At 36.1% G+C, this 18,664-nt stretch carries 16 protein-coding genes; 14 read left to right on the top strand and 2 right to left on the bottom strand.

Annotated features, from left to right (window positions below):
- Positions 1-219: 219 nt before the first annotated feature.
- Positions 220-1,566 carry an FAD-dependent oxidoreductase gene (locus tag ACMHJ2_RS14845; RefSeq protein WP_413513653.1) on the top strand — a complete coding sequence of 449 codons (1,347 nt, stop codon included), beginning with the start codon at positions 220-222 and terminating at the stop codon, positions 1,564-1,566.
- Between the two features lie 4 nt (positions 1,567-1,570).
- Here the strand turns inward: ACMHJ2_RS14845 and ACMHJ2_RS14840 are convergent, their stop codons facing one another.
- Positions 1,571-3,118, bottom strand: coding sequence for a helicase HerA-like domain-containing protein (locus tag ACMHJ2_RS14840; protein WP_413513652.1), 1,548 nt, complete (start codon positions 3,116-3,118; stop codon positions 1,571-1,573).
- 335 nt (positions 3,119-3,453) lie between these two features.
- Here ACMHJ2_RS14840 and ACMHJ2_RS14835 point away from each other — a divergent pair, with 335 nt between their 5' ends.
- The 10 genes from ACMHJ2_RS14835 (at position 3,454) to ACMHJ2_RS14790 (ending at position 13,272) form a co-directional block, all read left to right on the top strand.
- Positions 3,454-4,290 carry a MotA/TolQ/ExbB proton channel family protein gene (locus tag ACMHJ2_RS14835; RefSeq protein ID WP_413513651.1) on the top strand — a complete coding sequence of 279 codons (837 nt, stop codon included), beginning with the start codon at positions 3,454-3,456 and terminating at the stop codon, positions 4,288-4,290.
- Positions 4,291-4,352: 62 nt separating this feature from the next.
- A complete protein-coding gene (locus ACMHJ2_RS14830; RefSeq protein WP_413513650.1) occupies positions 4,353-4,982 on the top strand; it encodes an ExbD/TolR family protein in 630 nt (209 codons plus the stop codon).
- Between the two features lie 22 nt (positions 4,983-5,004).
- Positions 5,005-5,553, top strand: a complete 549-nt coding sequence (locus tag ACMHJ2_RS14825; protein ID WP_413513649.1) for an ExbD/TolR family protein — start codon at positions 5,005-5,007, stop codon at positions 5,551-5,553.
- A gap of 26 nt (positions 5,554-5,579) precedes the next feature.
- Positions 5,580-6,431: an energy transducer TonB gene (locus ACMHJ2_RS14820; protein WP_413513648.1), complete on the top strand. Its 852-nt coding sequence runs from the start codon at positions 5,580-5,582 to the stop codon at positions 6,429-6,431.
- A 370-nt stretch (positions 6,432-6,801) separates the two neighbouring features.
- On the top strand, positions 6,802-7,758 hold the full coding sequence (locus ACMHJ2_RS14815) for a PstS family phosphate ABC transporter substrate-binding protein (RefSeq protein ID WP_413513647.1): 957 nt from the start codon (positions 6,802-6,804) through the stop codon (positions 7,756-7,758).
- A 32-nt stretch (positions 7,759-7,790) separates the two neighbouring features.
- A complete protein-coding gene (locus ACMHJ2_RS14810) occupies positions 7,791-9,473 on the top strand; it encodes a tetratricopeptide repeat protein (protein ID WP_413513646.1) in 1,683 nt (560 codons plus the stop codon).
- Positions 9,474-9,571: 98 nt separating this feature from the next.
- Positions 9,572-10,741 (top strand): glycosyltransferase family 2 protein, encoded by a 1,170-nt coding sequence (locus ACMHJ2_RS14805; protein ID WP_413513645.1) that lies wholly within the window; start codon positions 9,572-9,574, stop codon positions 10,739-10,741.
- An 83-nt stretch (positions 10,742-10,824) separates the two neighbouring features.
- A complete protein-coding gene (locus ACMHJ2_RS14800; protein WP_413513644.1) occupies positions 10,825-12,129 on the top strand; it encodes a dihydrolipoamide acetyltransferase family protein in 1,305 nt (434 codons plus the stop codon).
- Positions 12,130-12,310: 181 nt separating this feature from the next.
- Positions 12,311-12,721 carry a hypothetical protein gene (locus tag ACMHJ2_RS14795; RefSeq protein WP_413513643.1) on the top strand — a complete coding sequence of 137 codons (411 nt, stop codon included), beginning with the start codon at positions 12,311-12,313 and terminating at the stop codon, positions 12,719-12,721.
- Positions 12,718-13,272 (top strand): hypothetical protein, encoded by a 555-nt coding sequence (locus tag ACMHJ2_RS14790; protein ID WP_413513642.1) that lies wholly within the window; start codon positions 12,718-12,720, stop codon positions 13,270-13,272. Before ACMHJ2_RS14795 ends, ACMHJ2_RS14790 begins: the two co-directional genes overlap by 4 nt.
- Before the next feature lie 95 nt (positions 13,273-13,367).
- Here ACMHJ2_RS14790 and ACMHJ2_RS14785 read toward each other — a convergent pair whose 3' ends face one another.
- Entirely contained in the window at positions 13,368-14,390 is a 1,023-nt protein-coding gene (locus ACMHJ2_RS14785) for a helix-turn-helix transcriptional regulator (protein ID WP_413513641.1), read from the bottom strand.
- A 749-nt stretch (positions 14,391-15,139) separates the two neighbouring features.
- Here ACMHJ2_RS14785 and ACMHJ2_RS14780 point away from each other — a divergent pair.
- The 3 genes from ACMHJ2_RS14780 to ACMHJ2_RS14770 all read left to right on the top strand — a co-directional run.
- The gene (locus ACMHJ2_RS14780) at positions 15,140-16,231 is read left to right on the top strand and encodes a slipin family protein (RefSeq protein WP_413513640.1); all 1,092 of its coding nucleotides are present in this window, start codon (positions 15,140-15,142) and stop codon (positions 16,229-16,231) included.
- Between the two features lie 45 nt (positions 16,232-16,276).
- Positions 16,277-17,707: an RtcB family protein gene (locus ACMHJ2_RS14775; RefSeq protein ID WP_413513695.1), complete on the top strand. Its 1,431-nt coding sequence runs from the start codon at positions 16,277-16,279 to the stop codon at positions 17,705-17,707.
- A gap of 225 nt (positions 17,708-17,932) precedes the next feature.
- The coding region (locus ACMHJ2_RS14770; protein WP_413513639.1) for a DUF4280 domain-containing protein at positions 17,933-18,664 on the top strand (732 nt) is incomplete at its 3' end.

Here is an 18,664-nt window from a genome sequence, read left to right as displayed (position 1 = left end):
AGCGAACGTTAATAAACTATAAACATAGACGCTATCAAAATAAAAAATAAATTGACAAATATACCAACAGCCAGTCAGTAGAATAACGAGAATCCAGATTAAGTTTTTCATTGTAGTTTAGAGTGTGGTTTAAAAGTAGTCGATTATAGGAAGAGCGAAAAACACTTTTCAAATATTAATTAGGTAATTTTATTAAAGATTCAAACATTGAAGGGGATTATGGGGAAAAGTATTGCAATTGTAGGGAGTGGTTTAGTAGGAACCGTATTAGCTATTGCTTTAAAACAACTCGGACATCAAGTTTTTGTCTATGAAAAAGGAGATGATATTCGCACCCTTGATTTTTCAGGACGATCAATTAATTTGGCGCTGTCAGAGCGAGGTTGGAAAATGCTAAAACGCGTGGGTTTAGAAGACAAAGTACGTCAATTTGGAATTCCAATGCATCAACGCGCGATCCATCATATCAATAGAGAAGAACAGCAACCCTATGGAATTAATGGAGAAGCTATCTGGGCTGTTTCCCGTGGAGGATTAAATAAAAAATTAGTGGACTGGGCAGAGGAAGAGGGCGTTCAGTTTGTCTTTAATACACCGATTTGGAGTGTAGATGTTAAGCGAGGCGTTCTTTTTACGAGTCAGTTGGAACACCAAGAATGGAAAGAAATTCAACACGATGTGATTTTCGGAGCAGATGGTGCTTATTCAATGGTGAGAAGTCGTTTGCAAAAAAGAAGCCGATTCGAATACCAACAAGCCTATTTGCCTATTGCCTATAAAGAACTTGTAATTCCAGCAAAAGGAGGTAATGCCTTTGCGATGGATCAAAATTCATTTCATATTTGGCCGAGAAAAGACTTTATGCTGATTGCTTTACCTAATATGGAGGGATCATTTACTTGTACCTTGTTTATGCCGTATAAAGGAGAAGTATCTTTCGATGCTATTCAGACAGAGGAAGCGATTACCCAGTTTTTTAAAACCTACTTTCCCGATGCTTTACAACTAATCCCTAATTTAATAGATTTATACCATACGAACCCAATAAATTCCTTGGTTACTACTACGTGTTTTCCTTGGGTATATAAAGATAAGGTAGCCTTAATTGGCGATGCCGCACATGCGGTAGTTCCTTTTTATGGACAAGGATTAAATGCAGGATTGGAAGATGTAGATGTTTTGATTGACTGTCTGGAACAGAATACGTCAAATTGGACGGAAGCTTTGGATCAATATCAGCACTCTCGTAAAGTAAATGCAGATGCAATTGCAGAATTGTCCTACCGAAACTTTAAGGAAATGAGTGAACAAACTGCGAATCCACTCTTCTTGTTGCGAAAAAAAATAGAAAGCAAGTTTGCTAAAAAATACCCCGACCTGTGGTTGCCTTTGTATGATCGCGTAACCTTTAGTAAAGGAAGTTACCAAGAAGCCTTAGCTATTGGAGATCAACAAGCCAAAATCATGGATGTTATCATGGCTACAGCACAGATTGAAGAACTGTGGGATACCTTGGAAATCGAAGAGAAATTAAAACAGGTAATAAACGAAAATAGAGGCATTTAAGCCTCTATTTTCGTTTTTTTGGAGTACTTGTTTTCTTTGTTGTATTTAACCCATTCATGAGTCGACTGAGTAAACTAAAGGCTCCTTTTATAAAGGTTGCACTAGTAACTACTTTTAAAACACTCTTTGTTAGTGTATTATCTTCTTTCTTTGGGTTGGTGGATGAAGTTGATTTTGTAGAATTAGCTGTAGCTTCACCAGAGGCGGCCACTCTTTTTTCAAGAATAGCATACGCACTCTCGCTTTCTATCGCTTGATTGTATTTTTGAACCAATTTCGATTGGGCGAGAATCTCGCTAATTTCATTTTCATTTAAAACATCCATTCTACTGCTAGGCGCACGTAGGGTACAAACAACCAGTGGTGTAGGTACTCCTTTTTCATTTAAAACGGTTACAAGGGCTTCTCCTGTACCCAATTGAGTAATGATTTCGTTGGTTGTATAATAAGGCGTAGAAGGGAAGTTCTCTGAGGCTGATTTGATTGCTTTTCTGTCTTTTTCAGTAAAAGCACGTAAGGCATGTTGGATTTTTAACCCCAATTGTGCCAAGACACCATTGGGAATATCCGTCGGATTTTGTGTGATAAAGTAAATCCCCACTCCTTTGGATCGGATCAATTTGACAATCGTTTCAATCTGATTTAATAAAGCCTTACTTGCTTCATTAAAAATAAGATGGGCTTCATCAATAAAAATAACCAATTCAGGCTGGCCACTATCTCCTTGTTCTGGTAGTTGATTGTATACTTGCGTCAAGAGATTCAACATAAAAGTAGAAAATAACTTGGGCTTATCTTGAATATCCGTTAAGCGCAAAATATTGACATATCCTTTGCCTTTTTCATCATAACGCATAAAATCGCGAATATCAAAAGAAGGTTGACCAAAAAATAAATCAGCCCCTTGCTGCTCTAATTCAATGACTTTTCTTAAAATAGTATTAGTGGAAGCAGGTGAAATTCGACCATATTCATTTTCAATTGCTGTTTTTCCTTCATTTGTCAAGTATTGGAGTAGTCTTTTAAAATCTCGTAAATCAACAAGTTCGAGTTTTTCATCCGCCGCATATTTGAATAATAAAGCAACAATTCCCGCTTGCGTATCGTTGAGTTCGAGGATGCGACTTAGTAAAATTGGCCCAAATTCAGCAATCGTAGCGCGTAATCGCACGCCGTTTTGTTGTGAAAGTGTGTACAATTCAACAGGAAAAGCACTGGGATGGTACGGTAAATTCATCTGTTCATGACGATTCTTGATAAAATCATTGCACACACCCGGTTGTGCAATACCGCTAAAATCGCCTTTAATATCCATCATAAGTACAGGAATTCCTTTTTCAGAGAGTTGTTCAGAGAGCACTTGGATGGTTTTTGTTTTCCCTGTTCCAGTAGCACCCGCAATTAACCCATGGCGATTCAAGGTTTTAAGAGGGATATTGATAAAGAGATCTGCAAGTATATTTTGGTCGAGATTTGCACTGCCTATGGTAATAAAATCACTTTTGTGACTATAACCATTACTAATATCAGTTTTGAAATTCCCTAGGTTCATTTTGTATATTTTATATAATTAAAGACGATTTTACATCAAATACACAAGTAATATTGCATAAATCATACAATTATTAAATGTTAAATGTGTTCTTGTTGATGAAATAAAGATAGTAAAATTCATTTAGACTTAGTATCTTTACCACTACTTACTATTTTCTAAAGTTTAAGGTAAGTATAAATAAATCTTATGTTAAGTCAAGGTTAGCTTATTTTAAAAAAATAGATTTTAATTTTTTTATTTCATCTAAAAACATAAATTTGCGACACTGATGACTTTAAAAAAGTAAAAAGTAATAAGTAATAATTGAAAAAAAAGAATTAAATTTTAAAAAGATGACAAACGTATCAAACGAATCAGTTGAAAAAGTAGGGTCTAGCTCAGGAGCAAGTAGATTATTTGCATCATTAGCGGTAGTATTTTGTATTGTTTTTGGTTACCTTATTTGGCAATTCGTAATGGGTAATTCTGCGAATTTCGAGAATGGTGACCCAAATGGACATCCCCTACCAGGTAACTTCATGGGAATGATTTATAAAGGAGGACCAGTTGTTGCTGTGTTAATTGGTTTATTAACTATGACAATTGTTTTCTCAATCGAGAGATTTTTAGTTATCTCTAAAGCTTCTGGAAAAGGTGATGTTGGAAAATTCGTTCAAGAAATCCAAGTTTCAATCAACGAAGGAAGAATCGAAGAAGCTATGGAAGCTTGTGATGCTCAAAAAGGGTCAGTGGCTAACGTTGTTAGAGCTGGTTTAGTTAAGTATCAACAAATGAAAAAAGAAGGATACAATAGCGAAGAGGCTACTGAAGCTATCCAAAAAGAAATCGAAGAAGCTACAACGCTTGAAATGCCAATGTTAGAGAAAAACATGATTGTTTTGGCTACATTAGTATCAATCGGAACGTTATGTGGATTATTAGGAACAGTAACAGGGATGATTAAAGCGTTCTCAGCTTTAGCAACTTCTGGTACGCCTGACTCAGCTGCATTAGCAACAGGTATTTCTGAAGCATTAGTTTGTACAGCTACAGGTATTGGTACTTCAACATTAGCGATTGTAATGTATAACGCATTTACTACAAAAATTGATAGATTAACTTATTCAATTGATGAAGCTGGATTTGCTATTACTCAAGCATACAGAAGATTCAAAGGATTAGTAAAATAATTTTAGAATAAGTATTAATAATCTTATATTGAAAAATATAGGAGCTTTAAAAAGATTTATCAATGGCTAAAGGTAAAATGAAAAAGAAGAGTATGAGCGTAGATATGACCGCAATGTGTGACGTGTCATTCTTACTCTTAACATTCTTCGTATTAACATCGACAGCAAAGCTTCCGGAGCCATTACCAGTAGATACACCAAATTCAACCGTTCAAACGAAGTTGCCAGAAAGTAACTTAGCAACAGTTACAATTGGAGGAGAACCAGGTAAAGAAAAGGTTTTCTTCGGAGTTTCGGGAAAAGAAGATCGTATTGCTACACTTGAAAAAATGGGTAGTCGTTATCAGATTGAGTTTAATGATCAAGAAAAAGAAGCATTTGCTTATACTGAAGGTATCGGAACTCCTATTAACGAGTTGAAGAAGTTTTTAAATCTACCAGCAGCAGTTAGAAATAAAATCGGGGCAGATGAACCGGGAATTCCTACTGATTCGGTAAACAATCAATTAAAAGATTGGGTAGAGATGGCACGTACCGTGGCGAAAGAAAAAAATAACAAAGTTTTAGATGTTGCAATTAAGGGAGATGCAGAAGCAAACTACCCAGCAGTAAAACAAGTTATCGATATCTTACAAGAGCAACGTGTAAACAAATTCTTCTTAGTTACAGGACTTAGAAATGAAGATTTTTAATCATTAAAAAATTAAACTGTAAATGGCTGAATTAAATACAGGCGGCGGTGGCGGCGGTAAGGATAAAAAGGTAAGAAGTAAAAAACAAAACTCCGGAGTAGATTTAACTGCGATGGTGGATTTGGCTTTCTTATTGATTACGTTCTTTATGTTGACTACATCGATGAACAAGCCTCAGTCTATGAATCTAGCGATGCCTGATAAAGAGGCTGAACTTGATCTAGAAGATCAAAAGACTAAGGTAGATGAGAACCGTACCATGACTATATTACTTGGCGGGGACAATAAAATAATGTGGTATATGGGGATGGTTAACAGCCCTATAGAAGGACCAACTGATCAGGCGTACGGCAAAGCAGGAATTCGCCAAGTATTGTTACAAAAAGACAAGCAAGCGTTGGCTTATTCAGGAAAACCGGATCAAGGTTTGATTGTAATCATTAGAGCAAGTGAAAAAGCTACGTATCGCAACTTAGTTGATATTTTAGATGAGATGGCTATCTCAGGTATTAAATCATATGCTTTAGTAGATATCACGTCTGAGGATTTAGTAATATTAGGTGAGAAGTAGTTAACGTTCTGAGAAATTAAGAAATTATGTCAAAATTAAATATCTTTAAAAAGGATTGGGTTGATATTATCTTTGAAGGACGTAACAAGTCTTACGGAGCATATCAATTGAGATCTGAAAATCCAAAAGTAACAACTGTAGCTTTGTTCTCAGGTATTGCTTTATTTGGTTTAGCCTTGGTTTCACCAATGTTAATCGATATGGCAAAGGGAACTTTTGGAGATAATAAGGTGGAAAAGTTGGATAAAGTTATCGAAATGGAAAATTTAAATTTACCAGATGATTTGCCACCCCCACCACCCCCACCAGAGGATGTACCACCACCTCCACCACCTCCACCAGCAGATGAGGTAAAATCAATAAACGATACAAAAAAGTTTACTGAACCTGAAATTGCTAAAAAAGAGGAAGTGAAAGAAGAAATCGCTAAACAAGATGATTTCAAAGATGCAGAGGTTGGTAAAAAGGACATGAAAGGTGATAAGGACAAAGGGGAGATAAAAATTAAAGAAAAAACAGGAGAAGCAGACAAAGGAACCGGTTCAGGTGGTGACGGAGATGGAAACGAAGTTTTCATTGCTGTACAAGTACCTGCTGAATTCCCAGGAGGTATGGCAGCGTTTAATAAGCAATTTATTCAACGTTTCAGAACTCCAGACATCGATTCAGGTGTGAAGTCTATCCGAGTTATCGTAATGTTTATCGTAGAGAAAGATGGTTCTTTAACGGATGTCAAAGTAGTACGTGATCCAGGTTATGGAGCTGGAAAAGAAGCTGTACGTGTATTGTCAAATATGCCGAAGTGGAAACCAGCCGTACAAAACGGAAAAACAGTTAGATCACAGTTTACATTACCTATTACAATTCAAGTTCAATAGTAATGTTTAACAATAAATTCAAACAAAAATCGCTGTTACAGCGATTTTTGTTCTTTTTTGGACTTTTGTTTTTTGGACTCTATTTGTTCTGTGGTATTGCTTTAATTATCAATAAATCATTGCCCTTTCAAATGGAAGATACACACCGAATTTTATTCGGTATTGTACTAATAGTCTATGGTTTTTTTAGATTCTACCGTTTGTGGAGTACTAATAGTGAGAAATAGTAAGAGGCTTCGAGTTATTCGGAGCTTTTTTTATTGCGCGTTTTTATGTTAAAAACTACTTTTATTTTTTGCTTCTTCCAAAGAATATCTATCTTAGACGGAAGAAAATGAGGAAACTAGGTTTTGCTCTAAATTAGTTTTATATGATTCAAATAAAAGGCGCGGCTAGAGTTGGAATTTTAGCCAGTGTTTTAGCAACAACTTGTTTGTTCTTTCAATGTAAAGATAAAAACACAACCGCAACGGATTCAAATGCAGGTACGGTTGCTCAAGAAGAGAGTTTACTAGGTGGTACTTTGACATTGGGAGTGGATGAATCTATTTTTCCAATCGTAGAAGATGTTTCCGTTCTTTTTGAAAAGGAATATAAAAAGGCTAAATTAAATCTACTGGTAAAGTCAGAAAAAGAAATTCTGAATTTATTGTTCTCAGATTCAATTCGCGTGGCGGTTTTGCCTCGTACGATGACAGCAGATGAAATGAAACACTATGAAGGTGTTGTTGCTCCTAAGCAAACGCATTTTGCTAGTGATGCAATTGTCTTTGTTACCAATAAGGTAGCTGCAGATTCCGTTGTTGATTATCAAAAAATACTGAAGCAATTAAAAACAGGACAGGTAAAAGAAGGAGATTCGTTCCTTGTGTTCGACAATTATAATTCAAGTGTTTCTTCTGCTTTTAGACAAGCAAGTGGGTTTGACTCTTTTCCGAAGGACTATGCCTATTTTCTAAAAAATACCCAAGAGGTAATTGACTATGTCGTAAAAAATCCTAAAGCAATTGGTGTAATTGGTCTAAATTGGCTAACACAACCTAATGCAGAAATTCAGCAAAATATAAGTCAAGTCAAAGTTTTAGCGGTCAAAAACGATACGGATGCTAAATATTATAAACCAAGCCAAAATAATATTGCAGAAGGAACCTATCCTTTAGTTCGAAAACTTTATGTTTGGGATATGCAAGGTAAAAATGGTTTAGGTACAGGATTTGCGTCGTATATTGCCGGATATAAAGGACAGCGTATTATACTAAAATCGGGATTGTTTCCGTTTAATATACCCCCTAGGGAAATTGTCATAACAAAAGATATTAAAAAATAAACCACATACTTATAAAACAATAACGATATATTATGAATAAAAAGTATTCTATTTCATTGTTGACTTTAGCTTTAAGTAGCTCTTTTGCTTTTGCTCAAAGTATAAATGAAGCAAAAACGGCAATCAACGCAGAGCAGTTTGATAAGGCAAAAGAGATTTTAAAAGATTTAATTAGCAAGAAACCGGCTGAGGGAATTAATTATTACTACTTAGGGGATGTGTTTCTGAAAGAAGACCAATCAGATTCAGCTCGTTATTATTTCGATAAAGGACTTCTTGCAAAAACAAAAGGGTCATTAAACTATATCGGTTTAGGTCAAATAGAGTTAGATAATAACCGTACTACAGAAGCGGTTGCTAATTTTTCCAAGGCAGAGAAAGATATTAAGAAAAAAGAGTATGATGAGCAATTGCTAGTAGCTGCTGCTTATTTAAATTCTAAGATGCCTAATCCTAAAGAAGCGCAAAAGATTGCCGCTGATGTTGTAGCTAAAGATTACAGCAATGCAATGGCTCATCTACTTTTAGGGCGTGCATTTTTAGAACAAAAGAATTTGAACGATGCTTATTCTTCATTCAGAAATGCCTATGATTCTGACAATACTTTGTTAGATGCTAAATTGCAAATGGCAATGATTACAAAACGCGCAAGAGCGTATGCAGATGCAATCAAAGCGTGTGAAGAAATTATAGCAACGAACCCTGATTATGCACCTGCATACAGAGAGATTGCGGAAATTTCTTTTATGTGGTCAAAAGTAAATGCAAAACAAGAGAAACAATTGATTGCTCAAGCAGGAGAGAATTACAAAAAATTCATCAAAGCAACGGGTAATTCTATCGATTCTCAAATGAGATATGCAGATTTTTTAGTTTTGACAGAAAATTATCCTGAACTAGAAAGACTAGCTACGCAAATGAAAGACATCAAAGGCGTAAATCCTCGTATCCATAGATATTTAGGCTATGCAGCTTATGAAAATAAGCACTATGATGTAAGTGCAGAAGCGTTAGATAAATTCTTGAAAGTGTACTTGAAGGAATCAAAAAGTTTGAATGCAATCGGTAGAGATTATTTGTATTTAGGATTATCTGAAATAGGTCTATCTAAAGATGGAGAAAATAAAGAACTATACCACAAAGGGTTAAATCACTTAAAAGATGCAGTTAATACTGAAGTTGCTATAGCAGGTGAATTTAATCGTTTTGGATTGGACTTATTCAGAGAGAAAAAATATCAAAATGTAATTGATATTTTAAGTATTTCGGCTGATGTAAAAGAATCAAGTGGCTATATTTACGATAATTATTACGTAGGTTACTCTTACTATTTATTGGGATCTGGAGAACGTTCGGACAGTGAAGCTTTATTGAAAAAAGCGGATGAGTACTTAGGGAAAGCCATTGAAGCATCTCCTTTAACGCAAGAAGCTTATTTCTATAGAGCTCGTGCTAACCGTTATATTGATTCTGTAGAGGCCTATGACAAAATGTATGAGTCATACAAAGGGTTTTTAAAAGTATTAGCGGAGAAAAATGAATTAAAAGACGCTGCAAATAAAGAGCAAGTAATTGAAGCACACACTTCTATTGCTACTTATTATGCAAATAAGAATAAAAATGCGGAAGCAGTTGAAGAATTTAAAAAAGTATTGAACTTAGATCCTTCGAATAGTTTTGCAAAGAAAACAATAGACGCGATTAACAAAGGTTAACTAGTTGTAAAGAATAAAAAGGTCAATTATGTAAAGTAATTGGCCTTTTTTTTGTTTGATTGTTATTGTAGTTTTCCTAATCCTATTATATTTGCCGGATGCAATTATCTATAATCATTTTAAACTATAATGTTCGTTACTTTTTAGAACAATGTATTAAGTCGGTACAAGCAGCAATTGTAACGATTGATGCAGAGATTATAGTGGTAGATAATAATTCACACGACACAAGCGCATCGATGATGCAAAAGCTGTTTCCCGATGTACACTTTATAGAAAATAAGGAAAATCTCGGTTTTCCCAAAGGAAACAATATCGGAGTAGCCCAAGCCCAAGGAAAATATATTTGTATTCTCAATCCTGATACGGTTGTATCAGAAGATACTTTTTTGAAGGTAATTGATTTATTTCAACGCAAAGAAAAACTGGGAATTGTCGGTTGTCAGCTTATTGATGGTCGCGGTGGTTTCCTACCAGAATCAAAACGGGGAATTCCGACCTATTGGAGGTCTCTGATGAAGATAACGGGTATGTATCGATTCTTTCCTAAGAGTCCTTTAGTAAATGGCTATTATGCCTCTCATTTGGGGAAGGATAAAAATGGAAAAGTAGAGATCTTAGTTGGTGCTTTTATGTTTATGCCTAAAGGGGTGTACGAGGAGTTAGGGGGGTTTGATGAACAATTCTTTATGTATGTAGAAGATACAGATTTATCTTATTCGAGTTTAAAAGCAGGCTATGAGAATTATTATCTTTCAGATACTACTATCATTCACTATAAAGGAGAAAGCACAGATAAGGATATTGAATACGTAAAGCGATTTCATCAAGGGACACAGATTTTTTATGCCAAGCATTTTCGGAAGTCCATGCTGTTTGAAATTCTAATGCGTATGGTAACTTTACTTTTTCTTTTGTTCAAGCAAAAGAAGAGGGGAGCTAAACTAGAGGTAGCTACACACACTTTTTTTGTAAGTGAGAATGAAATGCTGAAAAATAAAATTGAATATCGATTGAAGCGAAGCATTAATCAGGTGCATACGCTCGAAGAAATACAACAACAGCTAGATCAAATGCTACCTAAAAATAGTGATTTAACAGAAATTATCTTCGATGGCGATTATTTAACTAATAAAGAGATCATTGACTTTATGCATAAAAATTATAGATCAGAAATAATTTATAAAATTAAACCTATAAATTCTTTGTTTTTGATTGGTAGTAATGATAGTAATAGTAAAGGATCAGTGATAATTTTAGAAGAATGATAATTTTATCTTTACTTGAAATAAGTCCGAAATATTATTAAATTTGTAATCTGAATTAAGAAACACAACCTTAGGTTATAAATATGGCAAAGTTCGAATTGAAATTACCCAAAATGGGAGAAAGTGTTGCGGAAGCAACCATTACAAACTGGTTGAAGAATGTAGGGGATCGCATTGAGGCTGATGAGACCGTATTAGAAATCGCAACAGATAAAGTGGATAGTGAAGTTCCATCAGAAGTAGAAGGAACTTTGGTTGAAATATTATTTCAAGTAGATGATGTTGTTCAAGTAGGACAAACAATCGCTATTATTGAAACTGAAGGAGGAGAAGTTGCTTCAACTCCAACTGCTGCTACAACATCAACCGTTACAGCAGTAGAACAAACAATAGAAGTAGCACAAGAAGCTGCTGCACCTGTAGATTTTTCAAGTTCTGAAAAGTTCTTTTCGCCTTTAGTGAAAAACATTGCCAAAGCAGAAGGTATTTCTTTGAGCGAGTTAGAAGCTATCGATGGAACGGGTAAAGAAGGAAGAGTTACAAAAAACGATATATTAGCTTATGTTGAGCAAAGAGGAACTCAACCAGCTGTAGCTGCACCAGTAGCTCAACCAGCAGTTGCAAAACCTGTTGCAGCATCTGCACCAGCTACGAAAGCTACACCAGTTTCTGTAAATGGAGGAGATGAAATTATTGAAATGGATCGTATGCGTAAACTGATTTCAGGATACATGGTACAGTCTGTTCAAACTTCTGCTCACGTCCAATCCTTCATTGAAGTAGATGTTACGAATATCGTGAACTGGAGAAATAAAGTGAAAAATTCTTTCGAAAAGAGAGAAGGTGAGAAATTAACGTTCACACCAATCTTCATGGAAGCAGTTGCTAAAGCATTAAAAGACTTCCCTGGAATGAATATTTCGGTTGATGGAGATTTCATCATTAAGAAAAAGAACATCAATTTAGGAATGGCTGCGGCCTTGCCTAATGGTAATTTAATTGTTCCTGTAATCAAAAATGCAGATCAATTAAACTTAGTAGGTATGGCTAAAGCAGTAAATGATTTAGGAAACCGTGCTAAAGCTGGAAAATTGAAACCAGACGATACACAAGGAGGAACGTATACAGTTACAAACGTAGGTACGTTTGGAAGTGTTTTTGGTACGCCAATTATCAATCAACCACAAGTGGGTATTTTAGCTTTAGGAGCGATTCGCAAAGTACCAGCTGTTATCGAAACACCAGAAGGAGATTTTATCGGTATCCGCCAAAAAATGTTCTTGTCTCATAGCTATGATCACCGTGTAGTAGATGGTGCATTAGGAGGTTCATTTGTGAAGCGTGTAGCTGATATTTTAGAAGCTTGGGATGTTAATAGAGAAGTATAATTTATTGTACACAATATAATTCAAAGGGTTTGTCGAAAGACAAACCCTTTTTTTGTCCATACTAGTTTGAGAAGTAGTTGTTTTTAATTAACTTTTTTGGTTTATACTGTACGTCTTTTTAAGTTAATATATATTGTTTAAATTATTAATTTTCGTTATTTTTGTTTTAAATAGATGTGAATTGAAGCAAAAGAGAGATATTTCAGAATATAAGGCTATTTTTTATTTCGTATTAACTCCTTTATTGTTAGGAGTAGTAATCTATAGTATAGCAAGAGATGAATCGATTTATTTTTTGAAATTTTTCCGACTCAATTTTTTTAAGATCCCCTTGCCGTATTGGGTGCAATACCATTTGCCCGATGGATTGTGGGCTTTTGCTTTTTCTTCTCTCCTGGCTATTGTTTGGGGGGATGTACAAGCGAAAGCTTATCGTGTTTGGTTGATTATTTTGATCAGTGTCTCCCTGTTGTTAGAAGTTTTCTATGGAACTTTTGATTGGTATGATGTTGTTTTTATAGCCCTTGGGATAGCGATTCCATGGGGTATCTTTCGAAAAGTAAAAGTTAAATCTAAATCGTTATATATATGAAAAAGAATTTATTCTCAGCAATGGCTATTGCTTTTATGGTTGTTTTGGCTATTGCTTCTGGTGGTGATAAATCAGCTAAAACGGAAACTACTTCGGATCAAACAACAGAAGAAAGTTCAAGTAAAACAAAATGGGAGTATTCAGAAGAAATTGATAAGATGGAAGGAACAACAACCTATTTTGCGGAGTTGCCTTCTACGAATAAAATTAATTTTAAATTCCCGTATAAAGGAGGATCTACCTTATCCATAAATTTGCGCAATAAAGGAGCTGGAAATGAGGTATACCTGTATTTAGATAAAGGACAAATTATGCCAAGTCTGATGGGAGAAAAAGCAATGAAATTTAAGTTCGATGATGCGAGTACAATTAATTATTCGTACACTACTGCTTCAGGTGCAGCGAATAATTATGTGTTTCTTGATAAGAAAAAAGAAATCATAAACAAGCTTTTGAAATCCAAAAAGGTTATGATTGAGATTGAGATTTTCAATGAAGGACTAAATGTATTTGAATACGATACAGAAGGTTTAGTTTGGGATAAAAAGTAAATAGAAAAAGGCTTGTCATTGACAAGCCTTTTTCTATTTAAAAACGAAAGAAGCCCTATTAAGGCTTCTTTTGTTATTTAATAAAACAGCGTCTATTATATTTTTTCTTTCAAATAGTGTTGATGCATTTTCTCCACGCGTTTAGCAATTTGCCTTTGTAAATGTCGAGGCGAAATTACCTTGATAGCCTCACCAAACCCTAATATTTCGCGTTCTAATTCAAAATTCAATACAACATCTAAACGTATTTTTATCCCCTTTTCATTCTCCTCTATAATTTCTTGAGAACTGTGTATGGGTTTTGTTTTGACATAAGGCGCATGATAGGGATTGACCCATAGAATAACTTTCTGTGCGCGATCTTGCTCTGTTTTGGTAACGCCTAAGGTATCTTCAAAATAACGATCAAAATCAACGCCTTGGTACTCTTTATACGGTTCATTGACTATAGGGTATACATTGGCTATGCGGTCAAGGGCCAAAGTCAAGAGGTATTTATCTTTGCTACTTCTGACAACCACAAACCAACGATTGCGGTATTCTTTTAAAAGATAAGGGTAGTAAAAATGCTTAGATGCTTCTTTGGACTTAAAGGATTTATACTCGATTAGCAGCGTTTGTTTGTTCTTTATGGCCTCATATAAAGGACTGATGAATTTAATCCCTTTGAGCAGGGGATTGCCTTCCATTTGAATGTAGTTCGGAGCATGCGTATTACGCGTTAGTAAACTGTTGTCTAATTTTGCGATAACCTCACTCATTTCATCTACCTGACTAAATCCATTCAAGTGCTTGAGAATGGATACCACTTCTTTTAGTTTCTCCATATCCGCCTCGTTGATCGGTGAGTTCTTAATACTATACTGTGCATCTTCATACGTATAATATTTGCGATCAACAACTACAATTGGAGCTTGATACCCTAAACCTTCACTGCGCATGCTCTGAATATCCAATTGAATCGTGCGCTTGCTAATTCCGGTATCAATGCCTTCGTATTCATATAACCCATCGGCTACCTTTTCAATGAGGTCATTCAACGTCCATTTTCGGAAGCGGTTTTGTAAGCATTCGTCGATAATGCGATAACGCAAAAGAGCTAGTTTATTGGTTGCCATTAGGTAGTATTGTCTTTTTGGTGTTTTCTTCTCTCCCAAAGATAGGTTTTATTTCAGTATCTACGCAGTGTATTTGCGTAGATGGAACATTTATTTAAAAAATAAAAATATAAGTAATTGATAATTAGGATTAACTAAAGTATTTTAAAATTTATTCAAACTGCGCAACTCATTTGCGTATATAGGTATGCATCTTTGTACTGTTCGAAAGATACAAACCTTGGAAGCGTTTCGGTATAGCGCAGAAGTGAGAGACAATCGTTAATCTTATCCTGTTTGTATGTGGAAGAATATTTGAGGTTCGACTCCTCACATTCATTGCAGTGAATGACTAGTGGTTTAGTAATTATATTCGGGTCGTAGGTTCGAATCCTACTATTGCCTAAAAGCAATATAACTCAGTTGGTTAGAGTAGAATAAAAATTGCCTTAAAAGCAACCTTGGTGAAGCTGGAGAACTTCCTTAAAAATCTCCTCCATAAAAAAGTTCAGTCAACTAGTGTTTCCGTTTTTTGCTCTAAAGTCGCAGACTCAAGAGACAGAAAACACCGGATTTGAAGCCTGTAAAAAAGACGACAGTGCGAAAGAGAGATAAGGGACGGTATAGGTCGAATAATTTGCTTGCTGAATTATTCCAGACTATAAGCGAATTATCTTATTTCACCCTGTGCTTTTTTTCCGCCTAAAGTAAGGGAAACCTAGTTCGCCTGTTCTTTGATAGAAATGATTTAAAAAAATAAAAAGATAGTTATGAAAAAGTTACAAGTAAAAACCAATCACGTGGCCTTAGTGTTTAATCAAGGAGAATTGAAAAAAGTATATAGCACAGGTCAATATTGGTTGTGGGGACAAAAAGAGGTTGTGGAATACAATATAGCCGAATTGTTTCCGATGCGCAGGGATATGGATGCTTTGTTGAAAAAGGAGCAGTTACGTGCTCGGTTAGAAATTGTGGATGTATTGGATCATGAAGTGGTTTTGGTTTACAAAAATAAAGTGTTTTATACGGCATTAGCGGCAGGGAGATATATCTATTGGAAAGAGGCTCAAATTTATTCGTTTGAACGCTATTCTACAGATGAGCTAAAGGTAGCTTCTTCTATTTCAAGAACTATTAGAGGGAAAGGTAATATGCCTCAATTCTTGCGAATGTATACGGTAGGTGCGAATGAAAAAGGCTTGTTGTTTATTGATGAACAATTTCAGGTTATCTTGAATGCAGGAGATTATTGCTATTGGAAAAATGCGATTAAAGTTCAGATGATTTTTGTGGATGTACGTCAACAAACCATAGATATGAATGGACAAGAAATGTTGACCAAAGACAAAGTTCAGTTGCGTATAAATTTCAATATCGTGTATCAAATAAGCGATTTATTAAGAGCTTATGTGGAAAACAAAGAAGCAGAAAAACAAATGTACAATGCGATTCAATTGAGGTTGAGAGAAAAGATAGGACGCATGTCTTTTGATGAGTTGATGGAGAATAAAGAAAATGTATCACACGCTATTTTGGAAGGTGCACAAGAAGAAGTGGCCGCTTTGGGAATCACCTTAAAAGCATGTGGAATCAAAGATATTATCTTACCAGGAGATATTCGAGAAATCATGAATCAGGTATTGATTGCTGAGAAAAAAGCCCAAGCGAATATGATTACGCGGAGAGAAGAAACTGCAGCTACTCGCAGCTTGTTGAATACGGCAAAATTGATGGAAGAAAACGAAATGTTGTTGCGATTGAAAGAGATGGAATACATCGAGAAAATTGCGGATAAAGTGGGTGAAATCAGTTTGGCAGGCGGCGGAAATGTATTGAAACAATTGAAAGAGGTGTTTGGTTGATGGTTTGCGGTTGACCGTGAAAAAATAAAAGAAGAAATGAAAAATATAAAAGATACTACCCCAATTAATGGGAATGATTTACTAGCCTTAGGATACCCGCAAACAGAACTATTGGGTATCGCATTAAAGGCAAATAAAAAGCGAACAGGGTTGACAAAAGCAGAGATGCTGGAACACTATAAAAGGGTTTTGGATAATGCCGAAGACTACATCAACCATCGTGTATTTGGAAAATTAGCAACCGCTATTCTAGAAGGGGTTGGACAGCGCGTAGAAGAGGAGGTTATTCCATTGAGGGAAGTGGCAGTTGATTATAGTATTTATGGTTCTGCCCATATTGAAGAAGGAGCAATCAGACAGATGGAAATAGCCGTAAAATTACCCGTAGCCGTAGCTGGGGCTTTAATGCCAGATGCACATCAAGGCTATGGGTTGCCAATCGGAGGGGTTTTGGCTACAGAAAACGCAGTTATCCCTTATGGGGTTGGTGTGGATATTGGATGTAGAATGGCGTTGTCTATTTTTGATATTAAGGGAATAGAATTCTATGGAATGGAAAACTTGCTGAAAGAGCAATTAGTGAAACATACCAAGTTTGGAGCAGGACATGGATTTCAAGGGCAGTATAAAGCTCAACATGCTATTTTAGATCGCGCAGAATTTAACCTCAACCCTTTTATTAAAAACTTACAAGATAAAGCCTGGGGGCAATTGGGATCTTCTGGGGGAGGTAATCACTTTGTCGAATGGGGATTGATGGAATTTAAAGAACGCGATGAAGCTTTGAATATCGATAAAGGAACGTACTTGGCCTTGTTAACTCACTCAGGATCTCGCGGAATGGGAGCAACTATTGCAGGACGATATACTCAAATTGCCAAAGATAGCTGTAAGCTGCCACACGAAGCCAAGAATTTAGCGTATTTAGATATGAATTCTCAAGCAGGACAAGAATATTGGACGTTGATGAATCTAGCGGGGGATTACGCTTCTGCATGTCATGAGGTGATTCACAATAAATTGACGCAAGCAATTGGCGCGGAGGTTTTAGCCAAAATTGAGAACCACCATAATTTTGCATGGAAAGAAAACTACCAAGAAAAAGAAGTCATCGTTCACCGAAAAGGCGCTACACCAGCAGGTAAGGGGGTAATGGGAATTATTCCTGGATCTATGACAGCTCCTGGATTCTTAGTCCGCGGAAAAGGAGAGGAACAAGCGTTGAACTCCGCTTCGCATGGAGCAGGACGACAAATGAGTAGGACCCAAGCGATAAAAACACTAAAAACAACAGATATTAATGCCGTTTTACAAGCGCATGGTATTGAGTTAATAGGAGCGGGGAAAGACGAAGCTCCCATGGCGTATAAAGATATTCATCAAGTGATGGCTGCTCAAGAGGATTTAGTAGATGTAGTTGCAACATTTATACCTAAAATTGTCCGAATGGCAAGCGATGGAAGTAGAGAAGATTAAAAGAAAGACCACATTAAACGTGTGGTCTTTCTTTTTTTTAAATACAAAAGAGACTATTTGATTAAAAAAGAAAATAAAAAGAAGGATTACTTAATTGAAACGAATTTGAGCTCCTTTTTTTGTGTTGTTCGGTTTAATTTTTGGGGAATTCAAAAAAACACATGGTAAAAGAAGTAGAATCGATATGCAATAACCGACCACTTCTTGTGTTGTAGAAAATCAAAAATGAAAAGTAAAAAAACAGAACATATTCTTCGTTCACCATCGTTACAATCCGAAGATAAAACAGACCAAAAACAAACAGGCGGAAAACAAACAGGCGGAGAACAAACTGCTGCCGCCTCTGATCCATTGTCAAGCTCAGCCTATGTTGTTTGTCAAGGAGCCACGTGTAGCTGTACGGGAAATCCCTCTGTTTTTCCTGAATTAGCCCTTACAAGCCACCGAAAGTTTTATGCCAATACGCAAGACAAGCTCATTGCGACGATCGAGGACAATCAATTTAAGGTTGGTTCTGCCCCCTTTGTGGTGTGCAGTTATAAAAAAGGCAATGATAAAACCTGTACGTATCTCCCCCGTGGATTTTGGGAAGTACCTCAAAACGATCATTTTCCCTTGATCGATGGACGCGATATCTTAACCCATCAAGCTCAACTGGGTTGCACCCTAGGAGGAATCCTTCAAATATTCACCCATGGACAGCTTATCACCCTCGATCAGCATGAGGTAGAACAAGCCCACGAGGCCTTTGTCGATCTCACCCCTTTTAGCCCCCTGTTGGATTTAGAGGCGCTGCATCATTTTGAACAGCCCACCTATGTTTCCAATGTAACGGGATTAACACTGAGCAATCAAAGTGAACTCCATTGCGGTTCTGTGATGCAAGGCGGTCCTCAAGCGCTTCGCGTCTTGAAGGGGGAAACATTGATCTTTACCGCTACTACTTCGCCCGAAGAT

Origin of the sequence: Myroides odoratus (assembly GCF_965118575.1) — a bacterium.
Lineage (GTDB): Bacteria > Bacteroidota > Bacteroidia > Flavobacteriales > Flavobacteriaceae > Flavobacterium > Flavobacterium odoratum_B.
The sequence above is the reverse complement of the archived record's forward strand: the minus strand, read 5'-3'. Positions and strand labels throughout refer to the sequence as shown.

Bases quoted from the DNA above. Each gene is read 5' to 3' on its own strand.
- ACMHJ2_RS14780 (WP_413513640.1), top strand. From the start codon at position 15,140: ATGAAAAAGTTACAAGTAAAAACCAATCACGTGGCCTTAGTGTTTAAT.
- ACMHJ2_RS14815 (WP_413513647.1), top strand. From the start codon at position 6,802: ATGATTCAAATAAAAGGCGCGGCTAGAGTTGGAATTTTAGCCAGTGTT.
- ACMHJ2_RS14825 (WP_413513649.1), top strand. From the start codon at position 5,005: ATGGCTGAATTAAATACAGGCGGCGGTGGCGGCGGTAAGGATAAAAAG.
- ACMHJ2_RS14835 (WP_413513651.1), top strand. From the start codon at position 3,454: ATGACAAACGTATCAAACGAATCAGTTGAAAAAGTAGGGTCTAGCTCA.
- ACMHJ2_RS14790 (WP_413513642.1), top strand. From the start codon at position 12,718: ATGAAAAAGAATTTATTCTCAGCAATGGCTATTGCTTTTATGGTTGTT.
- ACMHJ2_RS14845 (WP_413513653.1), top strand. From the start codon at position 220: ATGGGGAAAAGTATTGCAATTGTAGGGAGTGGTTTAGTAGGAACCGTA.
- ACMHJ2_RS14800 (WP_413513644.1), top strand. From the start codon at position 10,825: ATGGCAAAGTTCGAATTGAAATTACCCAAAATGGGAGAAAGTGTTGCG.
- ACMHJ2_RS14830 (WP_413513650.1), top strand. From the start codon at position 4,353: ATGGCTAAAGGTAAAATGAAAAAGAAGAGTATGAGCGTAGATATGACC.
- ACMHJ2_RS14805 (WP_413513645.1), top strand. From the start codon at position 9,572: ATGCAATTATCTATAATCATTTTAAACTATAATGTTCGTTACTTTTTA.
- ACMHJ2_RS14810 (WP_413513646.1), top strand. From the start codon at position 7,791: ATGAATAAAAAGTATTCTATTTCATTGTTGACTTTAGCTTTAAGTAGC.
- ACMHJ2_RS14785 (WP_413513641.1), bottom strand. From the start codon at position 14,390: ATGGCAACCAATAAACTAGCTCTTTTGCGTTATCGCATTATCGACGAA.
- ACMHJ2_RS14820 (WP_413513648.1), top strand. From the start codon at position 5,580: ATGTCAAAATTAAATATCTTTAAAAAGGATTGGGTTGATATTATCTTT.
- ACMHJ2_RS14840 (WP_413513652.1), bottom strand. From the start codon at position 3,118: ATGAACCTAGGGAATTTCAAAACTGATATTAGTAATGGTTATAGTCAC.